The organism is Rossellomorea vietnamensis, assembly GCF_008180415.1.
Classification (GTDB): Bacteria; Bacillota; Bacilli; order Bacillales; family Bacillaceae_B; genus Rossellomorea; species Rossellomorea vietnamensis_C.
Genome location: NZ_VTEI01000001.1, coordinates 209,407 through 235,065, shown reverse-complemented (window position 1 = coordinate 235,065; position 25,659 = coordinate 209,407). Strand labels below are relative to the sequence as shown.

Annotated in this window: 21 protein-coding genes and 1 other annotated feature; of the genes, 16 read left to right on the top strand and 5 right to left on the bottom strand. The window is 43.7% G+C overall.

Annotated elements, in window-relative coordinates; genetic code table 11:
• The first annotated feature begins 124 nt into the window (after window positions 1-124).
• The 5 genes from lon to FZC78_RS01105 all read left to right on the top strand — a co-directional run bounded on the left by lon (window position 125) and on the right by FZC78_RS01105 (window position 6,493).
• Window positions 125-2,458, top strand: coding sequence for an endopeptidase La (gene lon / locus FZC78_RS01125; protein ID WP_148937857.1), 2,334 nt, complete (start codon window positions 125-127; stop codon window positions 2,456-2,458).
• Complete coding sequence (gene yihA / locus FZC78_RS01120) at window positions 2,445-3,026, top strand: ribosome biogenesis GTP-binding protein YihA/YsxC (protein ID WP_148937856.1); 582 nt, start codon at window positions 2,445-2,447, stop codon at window positions 3,024-3,026. Before lon ends, yihA begins: the two co-directional genes overlap by 14 nt.
• Before the next feature lie 997 nt (window positions 3,027-4,023).
• On the top strand, window positions 4,024-4,824 hold the full coding sequence (locus FZC78_RS01115) for a transporter substrate-binding domain-containing protein (RefSeq protein WP_148937855.1): 801 nt from the start codon (window positions 4,024-4,026) through the stop codon (window positions 4,822-4,824).
• A 252-nt stretch (window positions 4,825-5,076) separates the two neighbouring features.
• Window positions 5,077-5,724, top strand: coding sequence for an amino acid ABC transporter permease (locus tag FZC78_RS01110; RefSeq protein WP_148937854.1), 648 nt, complete (start codon window positions 5,077-5,079; stop codon window positions 5,722-5,724).
• A 46-nt stretch (window positions 5,725-5,770) separates the two neighbouring features.
• On the top strand, window positions 5,771-6,493 hold the full coding sequence (locus FZC78_RS01105) for an amino acid ABC transporter ATP-binding protein (RefSeq protein WP_187444770.1): 723 nt from the start codon (window positions 5,771-5,773) through the stop codon (window positions 6,491-6,493).
• 36 nt (window positions 6,494-6,529) lie between these two features.
• On the opposite strand, the gene FZC78_RS01100 is transcribed toward FZC78_RS01105, so the two are convergent.
• Window positions 6,530-7,015: a LiaI-LiaF-like domain-containing protein gene (locus FZC78_RS01100; RefSeq protein WP_148937852.1), complete on the bottom strand. Its 486-nt coding sequence runs from the start codon at window positions 7,013-7,015 to the stop codon at window positions 6,530-6,532.
• Between the two features lie 297 nt (window positions 7,016-7,312).
• Complete coding sequence (locus FZC78_RS24465; protein WP_286365463.1) at window positions 7,313-7,435, bottom strand: hypothetical protein; 123 nt, start codon at window positions 7,433-7,435, stop codon at window positions 7,313-7,315.
• An 84-nt stretch (window positions 7,436-7,519) separates the two neighbouring features.
• On the opposite strand from FZC78_RS24465, the gene hemA reads away from it, so the two are divergent.
• The 8 genes from hemA (at window position 7,520) to ysxE (ending at window position 17,827) form a co-directional block, all read left to right on the top strand.
• Window positions 7,520-8,875 carry a glutamyl-tRNA reductase gene (gene hemA, locus FZC78_RS01095; protein ID WP_148937851.1) on the top strand — a complete coding sequence of 452 codons (1,356 nt, stop codon included), beginning with the start codon at window positions 7,520-7,522 and terminating at the stop codon, window positions 8,873-8,875.
• Window positions 8,876-8,890: 15 nt separating this feature from the next.
• Window positions 8,891-9,724 (top strand): cytochrome c biogenesis protein, encoded by an 834-nt coding sequence (locus FZC78_RS01090; RefSeq protein WP_148937850.1) that lies wholly within the window; start codon window positions 8,891-8,893, stop codon window positions 9,722-9,724.
• Between the two features lie 16 nt (window positions 9,725-9,740).
• Window positions 9,741-10,673, top strand: a complete 933-nt coding sequence (hemC, locus tag FZC78_RS01085) for a hydroxymethylbilane synthase (RefSeq protein ID WP_148937849.1) — start codon at window positions 9,741-9,743, stop codon at window positions 10,671-10,673.
• Entirely contained in the window at window positions 10,673-11,470 is a 798-nt protein-coding gene (locus FZC78_RS01080) for a uroporphyrinogen-III synthase (RefSeq protein ID WP_148937848.1), read from the top strand. Before hemC ends, FZC78_RS01080 begins: the two co-directional genes overlap by 1 nt.
• A 2-nt stretch (window positions 11,471-11,472) precedes the next feature.
• On the top strand, window positions 11,473-12,453 hold the full coding sequence (gene hemB / locus FZC78_RS01075) for a porphobilinogen synthase (protein WP_148937847.1): 981 nt from the start codon (window positions 11,473-11,475) through the stop codon (window positions 12,451-12,453).
• Between the two features lie 740 nt (window positions 12,454-13,193).
• Window positions 13,194-14,483, top strand: a complete 1,290-nt coding sequence (gene hemL / locus FZC78_RS01065; RefSeq protein ID WP_148937846.1) for a glutamate-1-semialdehyde 2,1-aminomutase — start codon at window positions 13,194-13,196, stop codon at window positions 14,481-14,483.
• Between the two features lie 797 nt (window positions 14,484-15,280).
• Window positions 15,281-16,441, top strand: a complete 1,161-nt coding sequence (gene spoVID / locus FZC78_RS01060; protein ID WP_148937845.1) for a stage VI sporulation protein D — start codon at window positions 15,281-15,283, stop codon at window positions 16,439-16,441.
• A gap of 342 nt (window positions 16,442-16,783) precedes the next feature.
• Window positions 16,784-17,827 carry a spore coat protein YsxE gene (gene ysxE, locus FZC78_RS01055; RefSeq protein ID WP_148937844.1) on the top strand — a complete coding sequence of 348 codons (1,044 nt, stop codon included), beginning with the start codon at window positions 16,784-16,786 and terminating at the stop codon, window positions 17,825-17,827.
• A 214-nt stretch (window positions 17,828-18,041) separates the two neighbouring features.
• Here the strand turns inward: ysxE and FZC78_RS01050 are convergent, their stop codons facing one another.
• Window positions 18,042-18,233 (bottom strand): hypothetical protein, encoded by a 192-nt coding sequence (locus FZC78_RS01050; protein ID WP_148937843.1) that lies wholly within the window; start codon window positions 18,231-18,233, stop codon window positions 18,042-18,044.
• 161 nt (window positions 18,234-18,394) lie between these two features.
• Window positions 18,395-18,627, top strand: a binding site (T-box leader).
• 66 nt (window positions 18,628-18,693) lie between these two features.
• On the opposite strand from FZC78_RS01050, the gene FZC78_RS01045 reads away from it, so the two are divergent.
• From FZC78_RS01045 to FZC78_RS01035, 3 genes are all read left to right on the top strand, one after another.
• Complete coding sequence (locus FZC78_RS01045; protein ID WP_148937842.1) at window positions 18,694-21,339, top strand: valine--tRNA ligase; 2,646 nt, start codon at window positions 18,694-18,696, stop codon at window positions 21,337-21,339.
• A 208-nt stretch (window positions 21,340-21,547) separates the two neighbouring features.
• A complete protein-coding gene (locus FZC78_RS01040; RefSeq protein ID WP_148937841.1) occupies window positions 21,548-22,843 on the top strand; it encodes a bifunctional folylpolyglutamate synthase/dihydrofolate synthase in 1,296 nt (431 codons plus the stop codon).
• Between the two features lie 146 nt (window positions 22,844-22,989).
• The gene (locus FZC78_RS01035) at window positions 22,990-24,699 is read left to right on the top strand and encodes a sensor domain-containing diguanylate cyclase (protein ID WP_148937840.1); all 1,710 of its coding nucleotides are present in this window, start codon (window positions 22,990-22,992) and stop codon (window positions 24,697-24,699) included.
• 105 nt (window positions 24,700-24,804) lie between these two features.
• Here the strand turns inward: FZC78_RS01035 and FZC78_RS01030 are convergent, their stop codons facing one another.
• Both FZC78_RS01030 and FZC78_RS01025 read right to left on the bottom strand, forming a co-directional pair.
• Complete coding sequence (locus FZC78_RS01030; RefSeq protein WP_148937839.1) at window positions 24,805-25,008, bottom strand: hypothetical protein; 204 nt, start codon at window positions 25,006-25,008, stop codon at window positions 24,805-24,807.
• A gap of 177 nt (window positions 25,009-25,185) precedes the next feature.
• On the bottom strand, window positions 25,186-25,449 hold the full coding sequence (locus tag FZC78_RS01025) for a hypothetical protein (RefSeq protein ID WP_148937838.1): 264 nt from the start codon (window positions 25,447-25,449) through the stop codon (window positions 25,186-25,188).
• Window positions 25,450-25,659: the final 210 nt, after the last annotated feature.

Sequence of the window (25,659 nt, the reverse complement as noted above, 5' to 3'; positions counted from 1 at the left end):
TGACCACCAAGGGTTCATAGGAGAGTGCCCATCCACTCTAAAATGGACACCTATATATAAATAAGATAGAATTGTACAAAGACTTATGAGATTCAAAAGGGCGAGAATTTTTGGAGGTGTATTTATGGCAAAACAGAAAGAATTAACTCTTCCCCTCCTTCCATTAAGAGGTCTGCTTGTTTATCCAACGATGGTCCTTCATTTAGATGTAGGGCGTGACAGGTCAGTCCAGGCGCTTGAAAAGGCAATGGTGGATGACCAATATATATTTTTGACCACTCAAAAAGATATGAATATAGATGAACCAGGCGTCGATGACTTTTATGAAATGGGAACGCTGACAAAGGTCAAACAAATGCTTAAGCTTCCCAATGGAACAATACGGGTACTTGTGGAAGGGATCCAAAGGGCGGAAATCAGTAATTTCACGAATGAAGAGAAGTTCTACGAAGTGAACATTTCGACACACGAAGACATTGAGGATAAGGAATCTGAAACAGAGGCGTTAATGAGAACCCTCCTGAACTATTTCGAGCAGTACATAAAGCTTTCCAAGAAAGTTTCTGCTGAAACGTATTCCACGGTTTCGGATATCGATGAACCAGGCAGGCTTGCCGATATAGTTGCTTCCCATCTTCCTCTGAAAATGAAAGAAAAACAAAAGGTTCTTGAAACGCTCGATATCAAAGAAAGATTACAGCTTGTCATCCAGACGATCAACAATGAAAAAGAAGTATTGAATCTGGAGAAGAAAATCGGCCAGCGTGTAAAGCGTTCTATGGAACGCACGCAAAAAGAGTACTATCTTAGAGAGCAAATGAAAGCCATCCAGAAAGAACTGGGTGATAAAGAAGGCAAAACCGGTGAAATCGAAGAGCTGACTCAGCGGATTGCAGAAGCCGACATGCCGGAAGCGATTGAGAAAACAGTATTGAAGGAACTGGGCCGTTATGAAAAAGTCCCTACAAGTTCAGCTGAAAGTTCTGTGATCAGAAACTACATCGAGTGGCTGGTTTCTCTTCCTTGGTCTGCACAGACAGAGGATGACCTTGATATCATCAAGGCGGAGGAAATACTGAACAGAGATCACTTTGGACTTGAAAAAGTGAAAGAGCGGGTACTTGAATATTTGGCTGTTCAAAAGCTTACTCAATCTCTTCGCGGGCCGATCCTTTGTCTTGCGGGACCTCCAGGTGTGGGGAAAACCAGCCTTGCCAAATCTATTGCAGAGTCTCTTGGCAGGCATTTTGTCCGAGTTTCCCTGGGCGGAGTGCGTGATGAATCAGAGATCCGGGGACACAGACGAACCTATGTCGGCGCCATGCCGGGCAGGATCATCCAAGGCATGAAGAAAGCCGGTACCATCAATCCGGTCTTTCTGTTGGATGAAATCGATAAAATGTCAAGCGACTTCAGGGGAGATCCTTCATCAGCAATGCTTGAGGTGCTGGATCCTGAACAAAACTTCAATTTCAGTGACCATTATATAGAGGAAACCTATGATCTTTCCAAGGTCATGTTCCTTGCAACGGCCAATGACCTTTCCACTATTCCCGGTCCATTAAGGGACAGAATGGAAATCATCACGATTGCAGGATATACAGAATTGGAGAAAATTAACATCGCCAAAGATCATCTGCTTCCTAAGCAAATCGCGGAAAACGGATTAACAAAATCACAGCTGCAAGTCAGGGAAGATGCTGTACAAGCGGTGGTCCGTTATTATACAAGAGAAGCGGGAGTCAGGGGCTTGGAACGCCAGCTGGCAACATTGTGCCGAAAAACCGCAAAGGTGATCGTTTCCGGTGAGAGAAAGAAAGTCGTCATCACGGAAAAGAATATTGAAGATTTCCTTGGCAAAAAGAAATTCCGTTATGGCCAGGCTGAAACAGAAGACCAGGTTGGTGTCGCAACCGGCTTGGCGTATACTTCTGTTGGAGGAGATACCCTGCAGATTGAAGTATCTCTATCTCCAGGTAAAGGTAAGCTTGTCCTGACAGGAAAGCTTGGGGATGTCATGAAAGAGTCGGCTCAAGCGGCATTCAGTTATGTAAGGTCCAAAGCAGCCGATCTGAATTTAGAAGAAAATTTCCATGAGAAATATGATGTTCATATTCACGTGCCAGAAGGGGCGGTTCCTAAAGACGGCCCGTCTGCAGGAATCACGATTGCCACAGCTCTGGTTTCGGCTCTAACAGGACGGAAAATAAAACGTGAAGTCGGCATGACAGGGGAAATTACCCTGCGCGGACGTGTGCTCCCGATTGGCGGATTGAAGGAAAAATCCCTGAGTGCACACCGTGCGGGCCTTAGAACAATTATTATCCCGAGAGACAACGAGAAGGATATTGACGATATCCCGGAAAGTGTTAGAAAGGATCTTAAGTTTGTTCTGGTTTCCCATATAGAAGAAGTACTAGAAACAGCTTTAGTAGGTGAGAGAAGTGAAAGTAAATAATGTAGAGCTTGTAATCAGTGCGGTAAGGCCGGAGCAGTATCCGGGAGACTATCTTCCCGAGTTTGCTCTTGCAGGCCGCTCCAACGTCGGAAAATCGTCTTTTATTAACAAGATGATCGGCCGTAAGAGTATGGCGAGGATTTCATCCAAGCCAGGGAAGACCCAAACCCTTAATTTTTACAAGATAGAAGAAAGTATCTATTTTGTGGATGTTCCGGGGTATGGGTTTGCTAAAGTTTCAAAAACAGAACGTGAAGCATGGGGAAGAATGATTGAGACGTATATCACAATGCGGGAGCAGCTGAAAGCGGTCATTCAGATTGTCGACCTGCGTCATCCGCCGACACAGGATGACGTCATGATGTATGAATTCCTAAAGCATCACGGCATTCCTTGTGTAATCATTGCCACGAAAGCCGACAAGATTCCTAAAGGAAAATGGCAGAAGCATTTGAAAGCGACTAAAGAAGGGCTGGATATAAAAGAGGGAGATGAAGTCATACTCTTTTCATCCGAAACTGGCTTGGGCAAAGACCAGGTCTGGGCCGCTCTTAATGCAAGAAGATAAACAAGACGAGAGAATATCCGCCACACGGGTATTCTCTTTTTTTATGGGTCTTTACTAGTGTTATAGGTCCCTCATAAGTGTCCCAAGAGACATTTCAGAAAAAAAAAGAGATTGAAGTGTCACATAGGAGAGTTGTAAGAGACACTTCAGGAGCCAAAAGAGGTTGAAGTGTCACATAGGAGAGTTGTAAGAGACACTTCAGGAGCCAAAAGAGGTTGAAGTGTCGCATAGGAGAGTTGTAAAAGACACTTCGAGAGCAAAAAGAGGATGAAGTGTCACGTAGGATAGTTGTAAGAAACACTTCGAGAGAAAAAAGGGGTAGAAGTGTCGCATAGGAGAGTTCTAAGAGACACTTTGAGAGAGAAAAGGGGTAGAAGTGTCGCATAGGAGAGTTGTAAGAGACACTTCAGGAGCAAAAAGAGGTTGAAGTGTCACATAGGAGAGATCAAAAAGGAGACACTTCAGGAGCAAAAAGAGGTTCAGGTTTTGAGAAGTGTCTCGATTTGCAAGGCATGTTGGAAACTCTCTTCATACAAAAAAACTTGCTCTCCTACTGTGTGTCTCTTTTCTAAAAATGCTGTTATAACCTTTTGTGCAGGGAGCATCGATTGAAGCGGAATGCTTAAAACCTTCTATCAGACTAGCGGGAAATCCAGCCTCCAAGTTCCATATGACTGAAGCGAGAACCAACTCATATGAAAACAGCCTGATTTTCTAGTTGGTTGATAACTAATGGAAGGCTGATGAAGTTTAATTTCGAAAATAACAATTAAATTACTATTCTGATGTTTAAAATTATTTGTCACGGGAAAAGGAAAACTAAGGATGTGCCTGCAAATTTATGGATTTCAATGGAAAACTGGGCTTGCTTGGTGTAACCCTTGGATTCACAGGTTTTTACAGATTTATCAGTAATTTTGAATTTTGTGAATCATCCATTAGTTTGTTAGCATAATACATATGATTAAAAAGATTTGAAGGGGGCATTTACAGAAAAATGAAGAAATTATTCAGTTTTGCAGCATTATCATTATCAGCCATTTTAATTACGGGGTGCGGAACAGACGACAGCAGTTCCGGAAGTGGATCAGACAGCGGATTGGATTTAGTCGATGAAGGTAAATTCACCTTCGCTGCATCCGGGGAATTCAAACCTTTCAGTTTTACAAGCGGTGACGGGACAATGACAGGTTTTGATATCGACGTTGCTGAGGCGGTTGCCGAGGAATTGGGACTAGATCCGGAACAAAAGAAATTTAAATTTGCCGGAATTGTTGAAGGTGTCCAGTCTGGCCGTTTTGATGCAGCAGTGGCGAGTCATACCATTACAGAGGAACGTGCTGAGAAAGTAGACTTCTCTACTCCATATTACTACTCAGGTCCTCAGATCTTTGTACGTCCGGACAGTGATGTTGAAACATTGGCGGATCTGGAAGGAATGGAAATTGCCGTATCAAAAGGCTCTACTTATGCAGAGACAGCGGGTGAAGCAACAGAGAATATCAAAACGTATGATAGTGATGTTGTTGCACTTGAAGCTCTGAGCAAAGGGAAGCATGATGCCGTCATCACCGATTTTGTTACAGGTAAAGAAGCGATCGGTGCTGGTTTGGAAATTGAGGCAAGGGAACTTCTTGGCCGCAGTGAACAGGCGATTGCCGTTGCCCAGGATAATGAAGAACTTCTTGATGCTATCAATGAAGCGTTAGAAACACTTAGAGAAGACGGAACGTTGGAAGAAATTAGTCAAGAATATTTCGGAGAAGACATTACAGCTGACCCTGAGGGAGAAGAATAAACACCATCATTTTTAGGGCGGATGTGCACATTTTTAGCGCATTCGCTTTTTTTATCTAAAATTCTTTTAATTGCAAATTATTCATTCCTTAAATCTCGACTAGTTTTCATTCCCCAATCCTGGCCAATCTTCTACATAAGTATTTGAAAAGTAAGAAGGCAGGTTGGATGAAATACTCACCAGGATATAGAAATGATCACCTAATCTGCATTCAGGTTTAAGAAGTGAAATAAAGATATAGGAGGGAATAAGGTGACTTTTTTTGAAACATTCATAGATACTATCGATGTGTTCCTTCAGGGAATGCTTTTAACGTTTCAACTTACCGTGGTATCTGTATTCATTGCCATATTCATAGGTTTATTTTTTGCCTTTATGAAAATTTCCAAAGTGAAAGTCCTGGAAATCATCGCAGATCTTTATATTTTTATAGTGCGGGGAACACCTTTGATTGTTCAGATCTTTATCTTCTATTTTGGTTTAACTGAATTGGATATTTCCGGTTTCTGGTCGGTAGTTCTTGGTCTTGCCTTCCACAATGGTGCCTATATAGCTGAAATCTTCAGGGGTACAATCCAGTCAATTGATAAGGGCCAGATGGAAGCGGGCCGCTCCCTCGGAATGTCCAACGGATTGACTATGAGAAGGATTATACTTCCTCAGGCTTTCCGCAGAGCGCTTCCTCCAATGGGCAACCAATTTATCATTGCCCTGAAAGATTCCTCGCTGGCATCTTTCATCGGTATGTTTGAACTCTTCAGTGTAGCGACTACACTCGGATCAAATAACTTTGATTATATGACCTATCTATTAATCGTAGCGGTTTACTATCTTGTGTTGGTACTTTTCTTCTCTATGATTGTCAACCTAGTCGAAAAGCGTATGTCTTTAAGTGATTAATGAACTGACTTCCAAAACAGATGGAGGGATTAATTTGAGTCAGGAAATGATAAATGTTGAAAAATTGAATAAGTCCTTTGGCGATTTGCACGTGCTGAAGGATATAGATATGAAAGTAAAAGAGAGTGATGTGGTCTGTCTTATCGGTGCGAGTGGTTCGGGAAAAAGCACCTTGCTAAGATGCCTTAACTTCCTTGAAATGAAAGACAGCGGAAAGATTATCATTGAAGGGGAAGAAGTGAATAAGGGAACTCACGACTTGAATGAAGTCAGGGCCAAAGTAGGGATGGTCTTTCAGCATTTCTTTCTTTTTCCCCATAAGACAGTCATTGAAAATGTCATGGAGGCACCTATTCAAGTAAAAAAGATTCAAAAAAGCAAGGCAAGGGAAGAAGCAATGGTCCTTTTAAAGAAGGTCGGCCTTGAAGACAAAGCAGATGTCTATCCTTCCAAGCTTTCCGGGGGACAGAAGCAGCGTGTTGCGATTGCCAGGGCACTTGCGATGAAGCCGGATATCATGCTGTTTGATGAACCGACTTCAGCCCTTGATCCGGAATTGGTAGGGGAAGTTCTCTCCACTATGAAAGAACTGGCGCTTGAAGGGATGACAATGGTGGTCGTCACTCACGAAATGGGATTTGCCCGTGAGGTAGCAGACTGGGTCATCTATATGCATGATGGCAGGATTGTGGAAGTCGGTCCGCCGGAGGAGTTGTTCGGAAATCCTAAAGAGCAGCGTACTCAGGAGTTTCTTGATTCCATTTTATAGCCATACAAAAAAGGAACCGGACAATCCGGTTCCTTTTTACTTTTTCTTTATGAATAGCAGATAAATCCCGATTATTACGATAATAAGCGGCCAAAAGTCCCTTATTATATTTACTCCTCCTTGCAGAATGCCCAGCCACAACAAAACTTTATCATAAAATAGAAGTATTATAGCTAGAATAAGGAATAGCACTCCTTGAAACAAGCCATTGCCCGTCTTTTGGTAACGAAGAAGACAACCGAGTGAAATGATCAGAATGAACACACCAATATGGTCAGGCCAGATTGCGATATGGCTGCTAATGTGAAAATGCAGGCCGAAACCGGTGAGGATCGTGCCTGGCAGGATAGCCTCATAGTCTTTTCCTTTGTAGCCTTGAGCCAAGAAGGCAATGCCGACTATGATCAGTAAAGTGGGCCATGTGTAAAATTCCCGGAAGATTGAAATATTGGATTGTTGAAGATAGAAATAGATGCCGAATCCTATCAGTATCATTCCTGGAAAAAGTCGTTGTCCTTTCATGAGTGCCTCCAAATTGTAAACTTGAATAATAGGGTTCATTTTGTTAATCTAACATAGGAAAGTATGTCGAAAAGAATAAGATTATGTAAAATTCAATATATAGTTTCCTTTTAATGCGGTATAAGGTTTATAGGAAGTTTGGCTTACAATGGACTGCCGTTACTCTCGCTGGCTAGCCCCTCGGGTCGTTATTCATTCACCAGCCGAGGACAAAGGGCGTCCTCACCTGTCCGCCTGCCAGCGCCTGTCGGACCTGAACGAGCCGTCTCTACACTTAATCGCTATCCAGTTCCGCTGCTAGCCCCTCGGGTCGTTGCATACCGTCAGTTGAGGATAAAGTGCATCCTCATCTGCCGGCCTGCCAGCGCCTGTCGGACCTGAACGAGCCAGCTCCACTTTTAATGGTACCACAGGTTTCATCTTATGTTCACATTTATTTGATGGGTTATTTATCGTACATGTTATACTAGAGTCAATGATTAATTTGGGGGTGTCATTTCTATCATGCATATTATTGTAGTCGGTTTAAATTACAAAACGGCCCCTGTCGAGATTCGTGAACGTTTATCTTTTAATGAAGCAGACCTGCAAACAGCGATGGAAACACTTAAGAGTAAGAAGAGTATTCTTGAGAATGTGATCGTTTCTACATGCAACAGGACGGAAGTATATGCGGTCGTGGATCAGCTTCATACAGGTCGTTATTATATTAAAGAATTTTTATCTCAGTGGTTTGGTCTTGACAAAGAGGAGTTTTCTCCTTATTTGTTCATATATGAGCAGGATGGTGCTGTTGAGCACTTGTTTAATGTTACGTGCGGATTGAATTCCATGGTTGTCGGAGAGACGCAGATCCTTGGCCAGATCAGGACCAGCTTCCTGGCTGCACAGGAATCCGGTACAACGGGAACGGTTTTTAATCATTTGTTCAAGCAGGCAGTAACGCTTGCAAAGAAAGCTCATTCTGAGACAGAAATCGGCTCAAATGCTGTTTCTGTAAGCTATGCGGCTGTTGAACTTGCCAAAAAGATCTTTGGTGACTTAAAAGGGAAGCATGTCCTGATTCTCGGGGCTGGAAAAATGGGTGAGCTCGCAATAAAGAATTTGCAAGGAAGCGGAGCAACCAAGGTCACTGTAATTAATCGTACGTTTGAAAAAGCGGTGGATGTGGCTGAGAAATTTAACGGAGATGCTAAAACTCTGCAAGAGCTTCAATGTGCCCTTGTAGAAGCAGATATCCTTATCAGCTCTACAGGTGCAAAGGATTATGTCATTACTAAAGATCAGATGGTCTTGGTTGAGCGCATGAGAAAAGGCCGTCCGTTGTTCATGGTTGATATTGCGGTGCCTAGGGATATCGATCCTGAAATCGAGAACCTTGAGAGTGCCTTCCTTTACGATATAGATGACATGGAAGGCATTGTTCAGGCGAACATGGCTGAAAGGCAAAAAGCGGCTGAAACGATTGGGATCATGATTGAAGCGGAAATTGTAGCTTTCAAGGAATGGCTCAATATGCTTGGCGTTGTACCAGTAATTTCAGCTTTAAGAGAGAAAGCTTTGACGATCCAAGGCCAGACCATGGAAAGCATTGAGCGAAAGATGCCAAACCTGTCTGATCGTGAACGTAAAATTTTAAATAAACACACGAAGAGCATCATCAACCAGCTTTTGAAAGACCCGATTCTTCAGGCCAAGGAATTAGCGGCACTGCCTGACGGACAGGAAAAACTTGACCTATTCATTAAAATCTTCAATATCGAAGAACAGTTGCAGCTCCAGTCAGATGCACTTGAGAGCAAGGGGAAAGAAAAGCAGGCAGTTACGGCACCTAAACTCCAGCCTTCTTTTCAATCATAAGCGAGGGTGTTGTCTATGTTTGAACAAACGATGACAAGGCTGCATGAACTGATGATTGTTCTGTACGCTATAAGCATTCTGTTTTACTTCATAGATTTCTTAAACAAAAACCGGAAGGCAAATATGTTTGCCTTCTGGCTTCTTGCGATTGTTTGGGTCCTTCAAACAATCTTTTTGTTTCTTTATATGATGAAAACAGGCAGATTTCCGGTCCTCACCATTTTTGAGGGACTTTATTTTTATGCTTGGGTGCTGATTACCTTGTCCCTTGCTATTAATAGGGTCCTGCGTGTGGATTTTACGGTATTTTTCACTAATGTACTCGGATTCATCATCATGGCCATACATACATTTGCGCCTGTGCAGGTTGAATCCAATGCAATGGCAGAGCAGCTTGTCTCTGAGCTGCTGCTGATCCATATCACCATGGCCATTCTTTCATACGGGGCATTTTCCTTGTCCTTTGTGTTTTCCCTTCTCTATTTGCTGCAGTATAAACTGCTGAAACAGAAAAAATGGGGGCCCAGGTTATGGAGGATCAGTGATTTGTCGAAACTAGAGAAGATGGCTTACATATTAAATGCGATAGGAGTGGCCATGCTGTTATTGAGTTTGATACTCGGCCTTCAATGGGCCTTTATCAAACTGCCTGACTTTCTCTGGTACGATCCGAAGATCATCGGCTCCTTCTTTGTGCTGATTATATACAGCGTCTTTTTATATTTACGTATACGCAAAGAGGTATATGGCAAGAGTCTGGCGTTTTTGAATACCGGCGCCTTCTTAGTAATCTTGATCAACTTTCTTCTTGTCAGCAGGCTTTCATCATTTCATTTCTGGTATTCATAAGCTTAGGAGGTTCGTAATGCGAAAAATTATAGTAGGATCACGTCGAAGCAAACTTGCATTAACACAAACTAATTGGGTCATCAATAAGTTGAGAGAATTGGATCCCTCTTTTGAGTTTGAAGTAAAGGAGATTGTCACTAAAGGAGATCAGATCCTGGATGTCACACTATCCAAAGTCGGAGGAAAAGGCCTGTTTGTAAAAGAAATCGAACAAGCAATGCTGGATAAAGAAATTGATATGGCAGTACATAGCATGAAAGATATGCCTGCTGTACTTCCGGATGGTTTATGCATCGGCTGTATTCCTGAAAGAGAAGACCATCGTGACGCTTTCATTTCCAAGAATCACATCAAGCTGAGCGATCTGCCTGCGGGTGCGATTGTCGGAACAAGCAGCTTAAGAAGAGGGGCACAGATCCTTGCACAGCGTCCTGAGCTGGAAATAAAGTGGATCAGGGGAAATATTGATACACGTTTATCTAAGCTGGAAACGGAAGATTATGATGCCATCATCCTGGCCGCAGCCGGATTGTCCCGTATGGGCTGGACATCCAATGTCGTAACAGAATTCCTGGAGCCTGAGTTCTGTGTACCGGCAGTGGGGCAGGGGGCTTTATCCATCGAATGCCGTGAAGACGACAATGAACTTCTTGGACTGCTGAGCAAATTTGCTTCTGCAGAAGTTACGAAGACAGTTACAGCGGAGCGGTCTTTCCTTCACAAAATGGAGGGCGGATGCCAGGTGCCGATTGCAGGCTATGCCGAACTTAGGGGCCATGATGGTGTAGAGCTGACAGTGCTTGTTGCCTCTCCAGATGGAAAAGATATTTTCAAAGAGACAGTCACAGGTACAGATCCTGTGAAGGTCGGTGAAGAAGCGGCGGCATTGTTGACTGAAAGAGGGGCCAAAGCCCTTATTGATAAGGTGAAAGAGGAGCTGGATCAGTAATGGACTCCTCTTTACCGCTAAGAGGGATGGATATCTTAGTGACAAGAGAAGCAAAGAATGCGGAAGGAATGGCGGATACCATCAGAAAGTTTGGCGGTATCCCCCATATCGTCCCGCTTATTTCATTCAGGCCCCATAAAGATGAAATGGAAAGTACATATTTAAAAAAGCTGAAATCCTATGAATGGATTTTTTTTACTAGTAAAAACGGTGTGCACTTCTTTTTTGAAAAATTGAAGAATCACTTTATTACCCTTAATGGAAGCGAAACCAAATTTGCTGCTGTCGGGGAAAAAACATGTAAAGCACTTAATAGTTACGGAATCCAAGCGGATTTTGTGCCGAAATTCTATTCAGCAGCTGACTTTTCTGGTGAATTCCTTGAAAAAGTCACAGAAACTGGACCGATTCTTCTATCAAAAGGAAACTTGGCTAAGGATACTATAGCTGTTCGATTAAGGGAAACGGGCATAACTATTGATGAATGGATCACCTATGAAACCTTTTTCCCAAAAGATCATGAAAAAAAATTAATTGGATTATTGGAAAACAGAGCACTGGCTGCCATTACTTTTACAAGCCCTTCGACCGTAAAGAGTTTCATGAAAATTGTCAGGGAGAATCTTCTTGAGCATACCCTCGACAGCTTGATCACCGCTTGTATCGGGCCTGTAACCAAGGAGGCAGCCGATCAGAATGGTCTGGCTGTACAAGTTATCCCTGAAAAGTATACAGTTGAAGAGATGATAGAAGGGTTAGCCGGCTATTTCGCTTTAAAAAAGAAAAGGGAGGAATAAGCATGACAGACTTGAAATTTAATCGTCACCGCCGCCTTCGCCAGTCAGAAAACATGAGAGCGATGGTCCGTGAAAACTTTCTTAGGACAGAAGATTTAATTTATCCGCTTTTTGTAGTGGAGGGAGAAAATGTAAAGAACCCTGTTGCATCCATGCCGGGGGTCTATCAAATATCGATGGACTACCTGAAAGCTGAATTGGACGAATTGAATGAACTTGGCATTCACTCCATCATTTTGTTTGGAGTACCTGCCGAAAAAGATGAGCTTGGAAAAAGTGCCTATGATGCAAACGGAATTGTACAAAAGGCAACCCGCCTTGTAAAAGAACACTATCCTGAAATGGTCGTGGTGGCCGACACATGTCTTTGCCAGTATACGAGCCATGGACACTGCGGGATTGTGGAGGGCGGCAAGATCCTTAACGACCCGACACTCGACCTGCTGGCCAAAACAGCTGTAAGCCAGGCGGAAGCAGGAGCGGATATCATTGCTCCATCAAACATGATGGACGGCTTCGTGGCAGCCATCAGAAAAGGGCTTGATGAGGCCGGTTTCCTAGATGTACCGATTATGTCTTACGCTGTGAAGTACTCTTCCAGCTTCTACGGACCATTCAGGGATGCTGCCCACAGTTCGCCGAAATTTGGCGACCGCAGGACGTATCAAATGGACCCTGCTAACAGAAGAGAAGCCCTTCGTGAAGCTCAATCCGATATAGAAGAAGGAGCAGACTTCCTGATTGTCAAACCAGCCCTTTCCTACTTGGATATTATCCGTGACGTCAAAGATCAATTTAATGCACCGGTCGTAGCTTATAATGTCAGCGGCGAATACTCCATGATTAAAGCAGCGGCAGCAAACGGCTGGGTCGATGAGAAAGCAATGGTCATGGAAAAACTGACAAGCATGAAGAGAGCAGGAGCGGATCTCATTATCACTTATGCAGCCAAAGATGCAGCAGCCTGGATAAAAGGTGAGTAATCTCCTGAATCAGAATCATACTCAGTAAGAATTAAATAAGTACATTTTCTTGAGGGTGTTTGTAAGAAAAAAGGCATGCTAAGGCACGGCAATATTTTCATCTTATTCATTTGGAATAGTACATGTACTATGAGGATAACTGTAATAGCCTTTATTAAATAGTTGGTAACACTGGTGCCATCAGCGGAGTATTTCTAAAAGATTGTTCGTTTTAAAAATACTTTAACCCACCTCTGCCTTTTACGTAGAAGGATTGGAGCGGAAGGCGTGCGACCTCCTGCGGGACTAGCGGGCGTCTAGTTCCAGCACCTAGCCCCTCGGGGTCAAATAACCCCAAGAGATAAAAAGGAAGACCGCCTTTTTTCTCTTGAGAACATTTGCCTGTCGGGGCTGACCAAGGCGCTTCCACTTTTGAAGACAGGTGAGACCCCGCAATCTAGTTTCAGCGCCTAGCCCCTCGGGGTCAAATAACCTCAAGAGAATAAAAGGAAAGATCGCCTTTTTTTCTCTTGAGAACATTTGCCTGTCGGGGCTGACCAAGGCGCTTCCACTTTATATGTAGGCGAAGCCGAGGAGGCTCAACGCCCGCCCCGCGGAGTCGTTCGCCTGGAGTGGAAATCAATCATTTTTCCATAACCATAATTTTTGCGAAAGCTGCCTTTCTTTAAAACGAACTTAGAGAAATAGCCCTTCTGTAAGGAAGAAAATGACGAAATTTAAAGAAAACGGAGGAACTTATCATGCGAAAATATGACCAGTCAAAACAGGCTTTTAAAGAAGCGGTAAAAGTAATGCCGGGCGGAGTGAACAGCCCTGTCCGTGCGTTTAAATCAGTTGATATGGACCCGATTTTTATGGAAAAAGGAAAAGGCTCCAAAATCTATGATATCGATGGAAATGAATATATCGACTATGTACTTTCCTGGGGACCATTAATTTTAGGGCACACCAACGAAAGAGTAGTTCAGTCGATCAAGGAAGTGGCTGAACTCGGCACAAGCTTCGGGGCACCGACTTTGGTTGAAAACAAGCTTGCTGAGCTTGTGATCGAGCGTGTACCTTCTATTGAAATTGTAAGAATGGTCTCTTCCGGAACAGAAGCGACAATGAGTGCGCTCCGCCTTGCAAGAGGATATACCGGGCGGAACAAGATCATTAAATTTGAAGGCTGTTATCATGGCCACGGCGACTCTCTGCTGATCAAAGCTGGTTCCGGAGTGGCTACATTGGGATTGCCGGACAGTCCAGGAGTTCCTGCCGGCGTGGCAGAGAACACGATTACGGTTCCTTACAATGACTTAGAAAGCCTGGAATATGCTTTCGAACAATTCGGAGACGATATAGCGGGATTGATCGTAGAACCAGTGGCAGGTAATATGGGTGTTGTTCCTCCTCAGCCTGGATTCCTGGAGTCTCTTCGTGAAATCACAGAGAAATACGGGTCATTGCTGATCTTTGATGAAGTCATGACAGGCTTCCGTGTCGGCTACAATTGTGCTCAAGGATTTTATGGTGTTACACCTGACTTGACGTGCCTAGGAAAAGTCATCGGCGGCGGCCTTCCAGTTGGAGCGTATGGCGGTAAAGCGGAAATCATGGAACAAATCGCCCCGAGCGGTCCTATTTACCAAGCGGGCACACTGTCAGGAAATCCGCTTGCTATGACAGCAGGCTATGAAACCTTAAGCCAGCTGACACCAGAAAGCTATAAAGAATTTGAACGAAAAGCCGACAGACTCGAAGAAGGCCTTCATGCGGCAGCTGAAAAGTTCGGAATTCCGCATACCATCAACCGTGCTGGTTCCATGATCGGCATCTTCTTTACAAACGAAGAAGTCAAAAATTATGAAGGTGCGAAGAGCTCAGATTTAGAGTTATTCTCATCCTATTACCGTGAAATGGCAAATGAAGGAGTATTCCTCCCGCCTTCACAATTCGAAGGTCTTTTCCTTTCAACAGCTCACACGGACGAAGACATCGAGAAAACCATCCAAGCTGCAGAGAAAGCTTTCCAGAAAATTAAAGGATAATAATAGTGAAGACAAAGCCAATTATTGCTGGCTTTGTCTTTTTTTTGATTTTGATCAGATTTTTACCCAGGATACTTATTCAAATATTCTGCTCCCTCTTCCTGCGAAGCTCTCACACAAAAGCCTGTTTACTTGTTATTCTCAGAGGATTTTTGAATTGTATGAGATTGGGTTGCTTCGGCCGGGAGCCGGTGAATTTGCTTGTGATTTATACGAAGAGGGAGCTTCATCGGTCGCGAGCAGGCGGATTAGGTTGAGATATGTATGGGCTGGTCCTGCTTCAGTCGGGAACCGGTGAATTTGCTGGAGATATGTATGAAGTGGGTGTTACTTCGGTAGGGAGCCAGTGAAATTACTGGAGATATGTATGAAGTTGGGGTTACTTCGGTCGCGAGCAGGTGGATTTGCTTGAGATATGTACGAAGAACGGTCTGCATCGTCACGAGCAGGGAATTTGTTTTGAGAAATTATGAAGTTCGGGCAGCATCGGTCAGGAGGCATGGAATTTGCTTGAGATGTGTATGAAGTGCGGGCAGCATCGGTCAGGAGGCGTGGAATTTGCATGAGATATGTACGAAGAGCGGGTTACTTCGGTCGGGAACCGGTGGACCTGCGGAGTGGAGATATGTATGAAGCTGGTGCTGCTTCAGTCGGGAGCAGTGGAATTTGTTTGATTAAGGTTACTTCCCAACCACACACTGAATTTTTTAATTTCAATTCATATTCTTCCACTCCTCCTCATAAGTTGATAATGACATTGATATACCTTGTAACGGAATTGAAAGGAGGAGTTTTCTTTGTCACAAGAACAACAATCGTGCTTGCGATTTTCTTTGGAAGAAGCTGTTTGGTTTAAAAAAGGACAGGAAGTAGAAGAATTACTTTCCATCTCTTTAGATCCCCATATAACGATCCAAGAGCAGGAACAATATGTATTGATCCGGGGAACATTGGATTTGACAGGAGAGTATCTGCCATCAGGTTCTCAGCCTGAAGAAGAACCGGATAATTGGTACGACTTCCAGCATAATGGAAAGTTTGTCCAGCGTGTGGAATTCAGGGAAAAAGGAGAATGTGAGTTCACACACAGTTTTCCAGTGGATGTAACCATTCCAAAGAACCGGATTGCCAACCTGGATGAAATCGATGTATATGTCGATTCTTTTGATTACGTAGTTCCCGAAAATGCGTGTTTGAAGCTGAATGCTGATTTAACGATATCGGGGATTTATGGGGAGCAGCAGGTCCATGCACCGATTGAGCTCGCAGAAGACCAAGTGATTGAACCCGTTTATCGCGCGGCTCCGGCTGCTGAAGTTTTACAGGAGACGGAAGAAGAGTCTTATGAAGAACTGGAAGACTTAGAATACGAAGATGATAGAGAAGAAGAAATCGAAGAAGAAACAGAGACGGAAGTCCACTATGAAGATGACGGTGCTGAGGAAGAAGATGTTTATGAACCGTTTGTTGTCGAAGGCAGAAAGGCTCCTGTAGAAGAGGAAGAAGTGGTAATCCCGATCTCCTATGAAGCAAAACAGGAGAATCATCCGGTCTTTTCGTATGATGAGGAAGAATTCGAGTATGCAAGAGGCGAACAAGTTGAGTTTGAAGAAGAAGTGGCTGCAGAAGAAGTGCAGGAGATGGAAGAAGAATCTTCTTCACTGATGTTCGAAGACGAAAGCAGTTCTCCGGAGGAAAAGGCAGCCAAGAAAAAACCACTGTTCAAGAAAAAGTATGAAAGTATTTCTTTAACCGACTTTTTTGCCCGCAAAGATGAAGGCAGAGCGGCGAAAATGAAGGTCTGTATCGTCCAGGAAGGAGAAACACTTGAATTGATTGCCGATAAGTATGATTTATCGATCCCGCAATTACTTCGTGTCAATCACCTGGAGGCGCATCAGGATGTATCAGAAGGCCATGTCTTGTATATTCCACAAGAAGCAGTCTTCAAAAATTAGGTGATGGTGAGCAAGGGTTTTTCCTTGCTCTTCTGTCTTTTTCTTTGGCTCTTTTCGAAAACTTTGTTGCTATTTGATCTAATTCCGAAGAAATGTCAATATCTAGATGGGAAAAGTACGGTACTTAACGAAAAGAAAAGAGCTGATCCTCCCCGATAAGAGATAAAACTCTCAGTATCAGGGGGGAAATCCAGCTCTTTGGATTTTTTCGAAAACAACATTATATGCGAAAACAGCCTTTTCTTAAGGTGAAATTCTTCACCTCTGGATGACTTGGTGAAATTCAGTTTCCTTACTAAGACAGAGACGATTTTACGGCAAAAAATAAAGCAGGTGAAAGGAATGGCTATTGACCAAAACTTAACGGATGTCTTGAAGGCTTATGGTGTCCAGCCGCATTTTGCGGAGGATTTCGGCAAGGTGAAAAAGGTGTATACAGAAAAAGGCACACTTGCTGTTAAGAGGATTCACGCGGGGGCAGGGGTTGATTTTGTAAGAAATGTACAGCATCTTTTTCAATCAGGCTATCACCGGATAGTCCCGATTTATCCCACCATGGATGGAAGATATGCAGTTTGGCAGGACAACGACCTGTATTACGTTATGCCCTGGCTGACAAATGAAGTGAAAGAGAATCGGTTTGAAAGGCATCAAACCCTCTTTCGCGAGCTGGCGAGGCTTCATACCCTTTCTTCCAAAGAACAGAAGATAGGAAAAGAAGAACGTGAAGAACATTATGAAGCTGTTAATGCAAGATGGGAGAAAGAGCAGAATTTCCTGGAAGAATATATAGAGTTGTGTGAGAAAGAATTGTATATGTCTCCTTTTCAGTTGTCTTACTGTATGTATTACGGTGATACTTCTCAGGCCCTTAAGTTTGCCAGGAAAAAGTTCGACAGCTGGTATGAAGAGTCGAAGGAATTGGAAAAAGTCAGGAGTGTAGTGGTTCACGGAAAAATATCCTCGGAGCATTTTCTTTATGACGACAGGGGTTCAGGATTTTTCTCAAATTTTGAACAGACCAGGATCGCCTCCCCGATCCATGACCTGCTTCCATTTTTGTCCCGGACTCTTAAAACCTACCCAAAAGCATACGATGAATGCTTTGACTGGCTGATGACCTACTGCAGCCACTTTTCATTCAGAAGTGAAGAAAAGCTGCTATTCCTGAGTTATCTTGCCTATCCAAGCGGTTTGATTTCAGTTGTGAAAAAATATCACGATACTCCAAAGGACAAACGAAACGAGATAAAGTATTTGAGGAAACTGCAGCAGCACTACTGGCTTCTCAAGAATACCGAGTATATTGTCATGAAATGGGAAGAGCGGGAGCAGCGCAAGAAAGAAGCCCAACAGCAAGCACAAGAAGGAGCTTCATCCTCATAGCAGGAAGAAGCTCCTTTTTATAAAGCTCTATTCGCAGAACTTGTTGCTATTAAATATAAATTTTAAATATATAGGCCCTAATATACATAAATCCCCTAGTGAACTAAAACGAAAAGAGCTGCTCTTCTTTTTCAGAAAGAGAAACCGAGTATTGGAAGGGAAAATCCGGTTCTTGGGTTTTTTTCGAAAGCAGCAACATAAGTGAAAAAGCCCTTTACAGCCATTCAAAGTAAAAGGCAAGGGCAAGGCCGATGAAAACCGCCAGCAGCAACACATCAAAGGTAGTCGGGATCAGGATGGTTCGTATCCCTTGGAAAATGCAAAATGGTATACTGAACTGCTTACATACATTCCGGCAGGTACGGAGCCAGGGAGGCAGTACATAAGGATTATATTTTTTTCGCATTGAATCTCCTCCTGATACGATTTATATTATTCTATGTGCCTAGGTTTTCTTTAGTTCCGCATCTGTCCAAATTTTTTTGAATTATTTTTGAAAAAATGGGCGATAATGATTGACGAACAGAATTAAAATCCGATACTATATTGAATAATAGTATATACGTTCCAAATGCAAAGATAGGGAGTAGTACTTTGAAACTCGCCTCCAGAGAGGGAAATCAATCTGCTGAAAGATTTCCCAGGCAAAGACAAAGGAAAGTCGCCCTTGAGCAGATTCCGTGAAAGAGCAGTAGCGGGATCCGGTTTAAAGCCGTTATCTCAATGAAGTGCCAGGTTTGAAACTATATTTAAGCCTGTGTAAAAAGGTGGTACCGCGAATCAGCTCCCTCGTCCTTTTAGACGAGTGGAGTTTTTTTATTTTTCAGAGAAAAAAACAGAATATCATCTCTAAGGAGGAAGTAATCATGGAAAACAATGAAATCAGCATGCCGACCAAGTATGATCCGCAATCTATTGAAAGCGGCCGTTATCAATGGTGGCTCGATGGAAAGTTTTTTGAAGCAAAAACTGATAAAGAGAAGGAACCATACACAATTGTTATACCGCCTCCTAACGTAACCGGGAAACTTCACTTGGGCCACGCTTGGGATACAACCCTGCAGGATATCCTGACTCGAATGAAACGGATGCAGGGCTATGATGTCTTATGGCTTCCGGGGATGGACCACGCCGGAATCGCAACACAGGCTAAGGTAGAAGAGAAGCTCCGCAATGAAGGTACAACCCGTTATGATCTTGGCCGTGAAAAGTTCCTTGAAGAGACATGGAAATGGAAAGAAGAATACGCAAAGCACATCCGCCAGCAATGGTCGAAGCTCGGGCTTGGGCTTGATTACAGCAGGGAGCGCTTCACTCTTGACGAAGGTCTTTCAGAGGCTGTTAATGAAGTGTTCGTTAACCTGTATGAGAAAGGCTTAATTTACCGGGGAGAATATATCATCAACTGGGATCCGGCAACTAAGACGGCTCTTTCCGATATAGAAGTTATCCATCAGGATGTTCAAGGAGCATTCTATCATATGAGATATGAACTGACAGACGGATCCGGGCACATTGAAATCGCGACTACCCGTCCTGAAACAATGCTTGGTGATACGGCCGTTGCGGTACATCCGGAAGACGATCGTTACAAACACCTCATAGGCAAAAAGGTAACACTTCCAATCACCGGTCGTGAAATACCGATCGTCGGCGATGACTATGTTGATATGGAATTTGGATCAGGTGCCGTTAAAATCACACCTGCCCACGATCCTAACGACTTTGAAATTGGAAACCGCCATAATCTTGAGCGCATCCTGGTTATGAACGAAGACGGTTCTATGAATGAAAAAGCAGGAAAGTACCAGGGAATGGACCGCTTCGCATGCCGCAAACAGATCGTGAAGGACCTTCAAGAATCAGGTGTACTCTTCAAAATCGAAGACCACATGCATTCAGTTGGCCATTCAGAACGAAGCGGAGCAGTGGTAGAACCTTATCTTTCCACACAGTGGTTTGTTAAAATGCAGCCTCTTGCAGATAAAGCGATCGACCTTCAGAATGCTGAGGACAAGGTGAATTTTGTTCCCGACCGTTTTGAAACTTCATACCTTCGCTGGATGGAAAACACGCGTGACTGGTGCATCTCCCGTCAGCTTTGGTGGGGGCACCGCATTCCGGCCTGGTACCATAAAGAAACAGGGGAAATCCATGTTGGGAAAGAGGAACCAGCAGACATCGAAAACTGGAGACAGGAAGAAGATGTGTTGGATACATGGTTCAGTTCCGCACTATGGCCGTTCTCTACAATGGGCTGGCCGGATACAGAAGCAGAAGACTTCAAACGCTACTATCCGACAGATGCTCTTGTAACAGGCTATGATATCATCGGCTTCTGGGTTTCAAGGATGATTTTCCAAGGACTTGAGTTCACAGGAACGCGCCCTTTCAAAGATGTTCTGATTCACGGTCTAGTAAGAGCTGAAGACGGCCGCAAGATGAGCAAGTCCCTTGGCAATGGCGTCGATCCGATGGAAGTGATCGATCAATATGGTGCAGATGCTTTAAGATACATGCTTTCCACTGGAAGTTCTCCAGGCCAGGACCTTCGTTATTCAACGGAGAAAGTTGAATCAGTTTGGAACTTTGCCAACAAGATATGGAATGCTTCAAGATTTGCTCTTATGAATATGGATGGAATGAAATACGAAGAAATCGACCTGACAGGTGAAAAATCTGTTGCAGATAAATGGATTCTCACAAGATTGAACGAAACAATCGAAACGGTAACGAAACTGGCTGACCGCTATGAATTCGGCGAAGTGGGCCGCATCCTTTATAACTTCATCTGGGATGATTTCTGTGACTGGTATATTGAAATGGCGAAGCTTCCGCTATACGGAGAAGATGAAGCAGCCAAGAAGACGACAAGATCGATTCTTGCCTACGTTCTCGATAACACTATGAGACTTCTGCATCCGTTCATGCCGTTTATTACCGAGGAAATATGGCAGAACCTGCCGCATAAAGGCGAATCCATCACGACTGCTGCATGGCCGGCTGTGAAGGAAGAGTTCACTGACAAAGCAGCTGCCGAGGAAATGAAGCTTCTTGTAGAAATCATCCGTTCTGTCCGCAATATTCGTGCAGAAGTGAACACGCCTTTAAGTAAGCAAATCAAATTGCTTCTGAAAGCCAAGGATGATGGAGCACTTTCTACACTCGAAAAGAACAAAGCGTACATTGAACGCTTCTGTAACCCTGAAGAAATGGTCATTTCAAAGGATATTGAAGCGCCTGATAAAGCTATGACAGCTGTAGCAACAGGAGTGGAGCTTTATCTTCCATTAGAGGGCCTGATCGATATTGAGGAAGAGATCGCCCGCTTGGAAAAAGAGTATGAGAAGTGGAACAAAGAAGTAGCCAGAGTACAAGGCAAGCTGAACAACGAGAAGTTCGTAGGCAAAGCTCCGCAAAAAGTAGTAGATGAGGAGCGCGCCAAAGAAGCGGATTATCTCGAAAAGCGCAGCACGGTTGAAGCCCGCATACAGGAACTGAAAGGCCAATAAGATAAAAATCATCGGGACTGATCCAAAAGGAAGTGAAAATACTTCTTCTTGGCAGTCCCGCTTTTAAATGAGTAATATATTAGAATCCAGCGTATGTGCCATGGATAAACAATCAGTATGTATGAGGTGCATTTTCTGATCAAAGGGCCCTGGGTGTTGAAAGAACATCCACACATGTGAAATTGCCTCTAGAAACGGAGTGACAGTGTTGATTAAAACATATGATGAAGCGGTTGACTGGATCCATTCACGGTTGAGGCTGGGCATTAAGCCTGGTTTAAGCAGGATGGAATGGATCATGAAGAAGCTGGACCACCCGGAAAAAGAATTGAAGGCGGTACATATTGGCGGTACAAATGGAAAAGGGTCGACTCTGACCTTCCTGCGCAGCATATTGGAAGCGTCAGGTTACGATACAGGTACGTTCACATCGCCTTATTTTGAAGTTTTCAATGAAAGGATCTCCGTAAACGGCAGACCGATTTCTGACGAAGAGATTGTGGAACTCGTAAATGTCATCATTCCACTGGCGGAGGAACTAGAGAAAACCGATTTAGGGGGACCTTCTGAATTTGAAGTAATTACGTGTATGGCCCTGTATTACTTTGCCCGGATGAACCGGGTCCCGATTGTCTTACTTGAAGTAGGACTTGGCGGCCGCTTCGATTCGACAAATGTCATTGATCCGATGCTTTCCATTATTACAAACATCGGGCTTGATCATACTCAATTTTTAGGTGATACCATCAGTGATATAGCTTTTGAAAAAGCCGGGATCATCAAAGAAGGCAAGCCGGTCGTATCGGCGGCCTCCCAGACTGATGCACAAAGAGTGATTAGTTCAAAAGCAGAACAAATGAACGGGGACCTCTATTTGCACAACCGGGATTTTAAGGCGGATTATAAAGGGGCTTCATCGGATGGTGAGATATTTGATTACATCGGCACAGGTGGAAAGAGAACATTTGAAATCGGGATGATCGGCAGGCATCAAACAGAAAATGCGGTATTGGCTGTAAAAGCTGCAGATTTACTAGAGAAAATGTATTCTTATAAAATTGATGAAAATGCTATAGAACGTGGATTGGCTGAAGCTTATTGGCCGGGCAGGATGGACAAGGTCAGTACAACGCCCGCCATCTATCTCGACGGAGCACATAATCCAGAAGGGATGCAGTCACTGATCAGGACGATTGAAACAAGATTCAAAGAAAAAACAGTGCATATTTTATTTTCAGCTCTCAAAGATAAGGACCTGCAAACCATGGTAAGAGAACTGGAAAAAAAGGTTTCCAGCATCGCATTGACCACGTTTGATTTTCCGAGGGCGGCATCTCCTGAAGAGCTTGAAAAGCACTTCTTATTAAAAAAACACCGCACGGTAAAGGAGTGGAAGAAGTACCTGGAAGCGTATAAAAATAAGGCCGGCAGTGACGATATCCTGATCATAACAGGGTCGCTGTATTTCTTGTCAGAAGTCAGGCCGGTAATTGTAAGCAACTGAAAGTATTTGTAAATTTTTCATGACATTTACTGTATACTTTGATAAAATATTCTTAAACTTGTGACTTTTTGACTAAGTTCTACTATAAGATTCCTTGGTAATAGAGCAAAGGATCATTCAATAGGATGGAAAGGTGGGGAAGTTAGATGGGAATCAGCAGAACTCAGGAAATGATTATCTGGATAGTGTGGGCATTGCTTGTGCCTGCAGGAATCTACTTTACCTATCAATTTTTCCCTCCCGTGAACGCTGATGTACTCAGTATGTCGGCGTTTATTCTTTTTGCCATCATCATTTCAGTCATGCCGATTATCATCAACGGACTCCCTATATTACTGATTCAATGGGTTTCCCTTGCCGCATTTTTGAAATTCGGCCTCTTCTTTGAAGTGGTCCTGCTTCAAGTGGCGATCGTTTCCCATATGATCAGACTGCGTATCGGGAAGAATGACTTTTACCGTGTGCCGTGGAATTCCATCATGTTTTTCCTGATGTCCGTTTTCAGCGGTGTGGTTTATTATGCTATTGGAGGGACAATCGGATTTTCCCCGGTGGAAGCTTTGTTCATTCCTGCTTTAATCTATCAGGTATCTTCTATTCTATTGAACCAGGTGCTTTTGATAGGATTCCATGTTTTTCTTAATAGAAAAATTAAACTTTTCGGTGAAGATCTCAAGTGGGACTTTTCCGCCATGCTGATCATGTTTCCAATGGGCCTTGGCCTGTTTTTTCTTGAATACCATATCGGTCCGATTGCGCTCTTCCTTATTGGTCTGCCATTCTTATCTGGCGCGATGATACTGAGGCTTTATAATTCGTCAGAACAGATTAACCAATACCTGCAAAAATCGGTGGAAATTGGACATCAACTAACAGAAAGCCTGCAGGTAAATGAAGTGCTGCAGTTATTTCTTGATAAAATTCTGCAAACTCTTCCCGTAGAGTATGCATACATACTGGATGTAAAGGGCGATGAACTTGTTCTTCTCCGCAGAGTGGAGAACAATGAAAATAAATCAATCAACCTGCCTCCATTGAAGAAGAACGAAGGGATCAGCGGGCTTGTATGGGGAACAGGGAAGTCCGCCCTGTTTCATAATAGATCAGACTGGACTGAGGTAGCGAAGGGGTATATGCCTGACAATGTGGAAAGCGTACTCTCGGTTCCGATAGTTCGGAATCAAAAGGTAAGGGGAGTCCTGCTGCTCGCTTCTTCAAAGAAAAAGGCCTATCGAAAATATCAGCTCATGATTGTAGACATTCTCTGCTCATATCTTGGTGTGGCCATTGCCAATGCACGCCACTATGAAGCAACCAAGAGAAGCAGTGAACGATGTGCCTTAACCAAACTATACAATTACAGATATTTTGAAAACCTGTTGTCTACGGAATTCAGCGCGCTGCACAACGGAGAAAGAACCAATTTATCCCTCGTTATGCTTGATATAGACCATTTTAAATCGGTTAATGATAACTATGGCCATCAAAGCGGCAACGAAATTTTATTTGAATTAGCAAGGCGGCTGGAAACACTGATTGGGGATGAAGGAACCGTTGCCCGCTACGGCGGTGAGGAATTCATCATCCTGCTTCCTGACACGACCAAGGAAGATGCGTTTCTAATAGCCGAAATTGTCCGGAGAACAATAGCGGACAGGCCGTTTATTCTACACAGTAATCTTGAAGTCGAGAGAAAAACAGTAAACCTTAAAGTAACCGCTAGTATCGGAGTGGCCTCGGCCCCGCTTGATGCAGATGACAGCATGTCGTTGATCAGGCATGCTGACCGAGCCCTCTATACAGGTGCTAAACAAGCTGGAAGAAACAGAGTGGCTGAATATGTGAAGTCTTCTTGACCCCGTTTTTCATACGGGGTTTTTTTATGATATTAGAAAGTGAAATTTATAGATGAAAATTAGGGAGCGTTTCTAAATCCAGCTCCAGCGCCTAGCCCCTCGGGGTCAAATAACCCAAAGAGAATAAAAGGGAAGACCGCCTTTTTTTCTCTTTGGAACATTTGCCTGTCGGGGCTGATCAAGGCGCTTCCACTTTTTATGCAATCCAGCTCCAGCGCCTAGCCCCTCGGGGTCAAATAACCCAAAGAGAATAAAAGGGAAGACCGCCTTTTTTTCTCTTTGGAACATTTGCCTGTCGGGGCTGATCAAGGTGCTTCCACTTTTTATGCAATCCAGCTCCAGCGCCTAGCCCCTCGGGGTCAAATAACCCAAAGAGAATAAAAGGGAAGACCGCCTTTTTTGCTCTTTGGAACATTTGCCTGTCGGGGCTGATCAAGGCGCTTCCACTTTTTATGCAATCCAGCTCCAGCGCCTAGCCCCTCGGGGTCAAATAACCCAAAGAGAATAAAAGGGAAGACCGCCTTTTTTTCTCTTTGGAACATTTGCCTGTCGGGGCTGATCAAGGCGCTTCCACTTTTTATGCAATCCAGCTCCAGCGCCTAGCCCCTCGGGGTCAAATAACCCAAAGAGAATAAAAGGGAAGACCGCCTTTTCTTCTCCAGAGAACATTTGCCTGTCGGGGCTAAACAGGGCGCTTCCGCTTTTTATGCAATCCAGCTCCAAGGCCCCAGCGGCTAGCGTACTGCCCATCCCCTCCTCTGCGATAAGTCATCATCGAATCACTTCGTTCTTCGTGATTCCTTTATCTCAATGCGGGGCTGGAACAGTCCGTACGCCGCTGAGCGGGGCCTTTCCGCTTTTTAGTGTGTAAATTTTTATCGAATCTAGTACTTTGGTCTATGTAAAGAGGGGATAGGTTGCTATAATAGTAGATAAGTAGTAATTTCTAAAGAAATAATG

Coding starts and splice junctions, on each gene's coding strand:
- FZC78_RS01100 (WP_148937852.1), bottom strand. CDS start 7,015: ATGAAAGGACAACGACTTTTTCCAGGAATGATACTGATAGGATTCGGC.
- FZC78_RS01090 (WP_148937850.1), top strand. CDS start 8,891: ATGTTTGAACAAACGATGACAAGGCTGCATGAACTGATGATTGTTCTG.
- hemL (WP_148937846.1), top strand. CDS start 13,194: ATGCGAAAATATGACCAGTCAAAACAGGCTTTTAAAGAAGCGGTAAAA.
- FZC78_RS24465 (WP_286365463.1), bottom strand. CDS start 7,435: ATGAAACCTGTGGTACCATTAAAAGTGGAGCTGGCTCGTTCAGGTCCG.
- hemB (WP_148937847.1), top strand. CDS start 11,473: ATGACAGACTTGAAATTTAATCGTCACCGCCGCCTTCGCCAGTCAGAA.
- hemA (WP_148937851.1), top strand. CDS start 7,520: ATGCATATTATTGTAGTCGGTTTAAATTACAAAACGGCCCCTGTCGAG.
- FZC78_RS01045 (WP_148937842.1), top strand. CDS start 18,694: ATGGAAAACAATGAAATCAGCATGCCGACCAAGTATGATCCGCAATCT.
- FZC78_RS01035 (WP_148937840.1), top strand. CDS start 22,990: ATGGGAATCAGCAGAACTCAGGAAATGATTATCTGGATAGTGTGGGCA.
- hemC (WP_148937849.1), top strand. CDS start 9,741: ATGCGAAAAATTATAGTAGGATCACGTCGAAGCAAACTTGCATTAACA.
- lon (WP_148937857.1), top strand. CDS start 125: ATGGCAAAACAGAAAGAATTAACTCTTCCCCTCCTTCCATTAAGAGGT.
- FZC78_RS01080 (WP_148937848.1), top strand. CDS start 10,673: ATGGACTCCTCTTTACCGCTAAGAGGGATGGATATCTTAGTGACAAGA.
- FZC78_RS01105 (WP_187444770.1), top strand. CDS start 5,771: ATGATAAATGTTGAAAAATTGAATAAGTCCTTTGGCGATTTGCACGTG.
- ysxE (WP_148937844.1), top strand. CDS start 16,784: ATGGCTATTGACCAAAACTTAACGGATGTCTTGAAGGCTTATGGTGTC.
- FZC78_RS01025 (WP_148937838.1), bottom strand. CDS start 25,449: ATGGGCAGTACGCTAGCCGCTGGGGCCTTGGAGCTGGATTGCATAAAA.
- FZC78_RS01115 (WP_148937855.1), top strand. CDS start 4,024: ATGAAGAAATTATTCAGTTTTGCAGCATTATCATTATCAGCCATTTTA.
- FZC78_RS01050 (WP_148937843.1), bottom strand. CDS start 18,233: ATGCGAAAAAAATATAATCCTTATGTACTGCCTCCCTGGCTCCGTACC.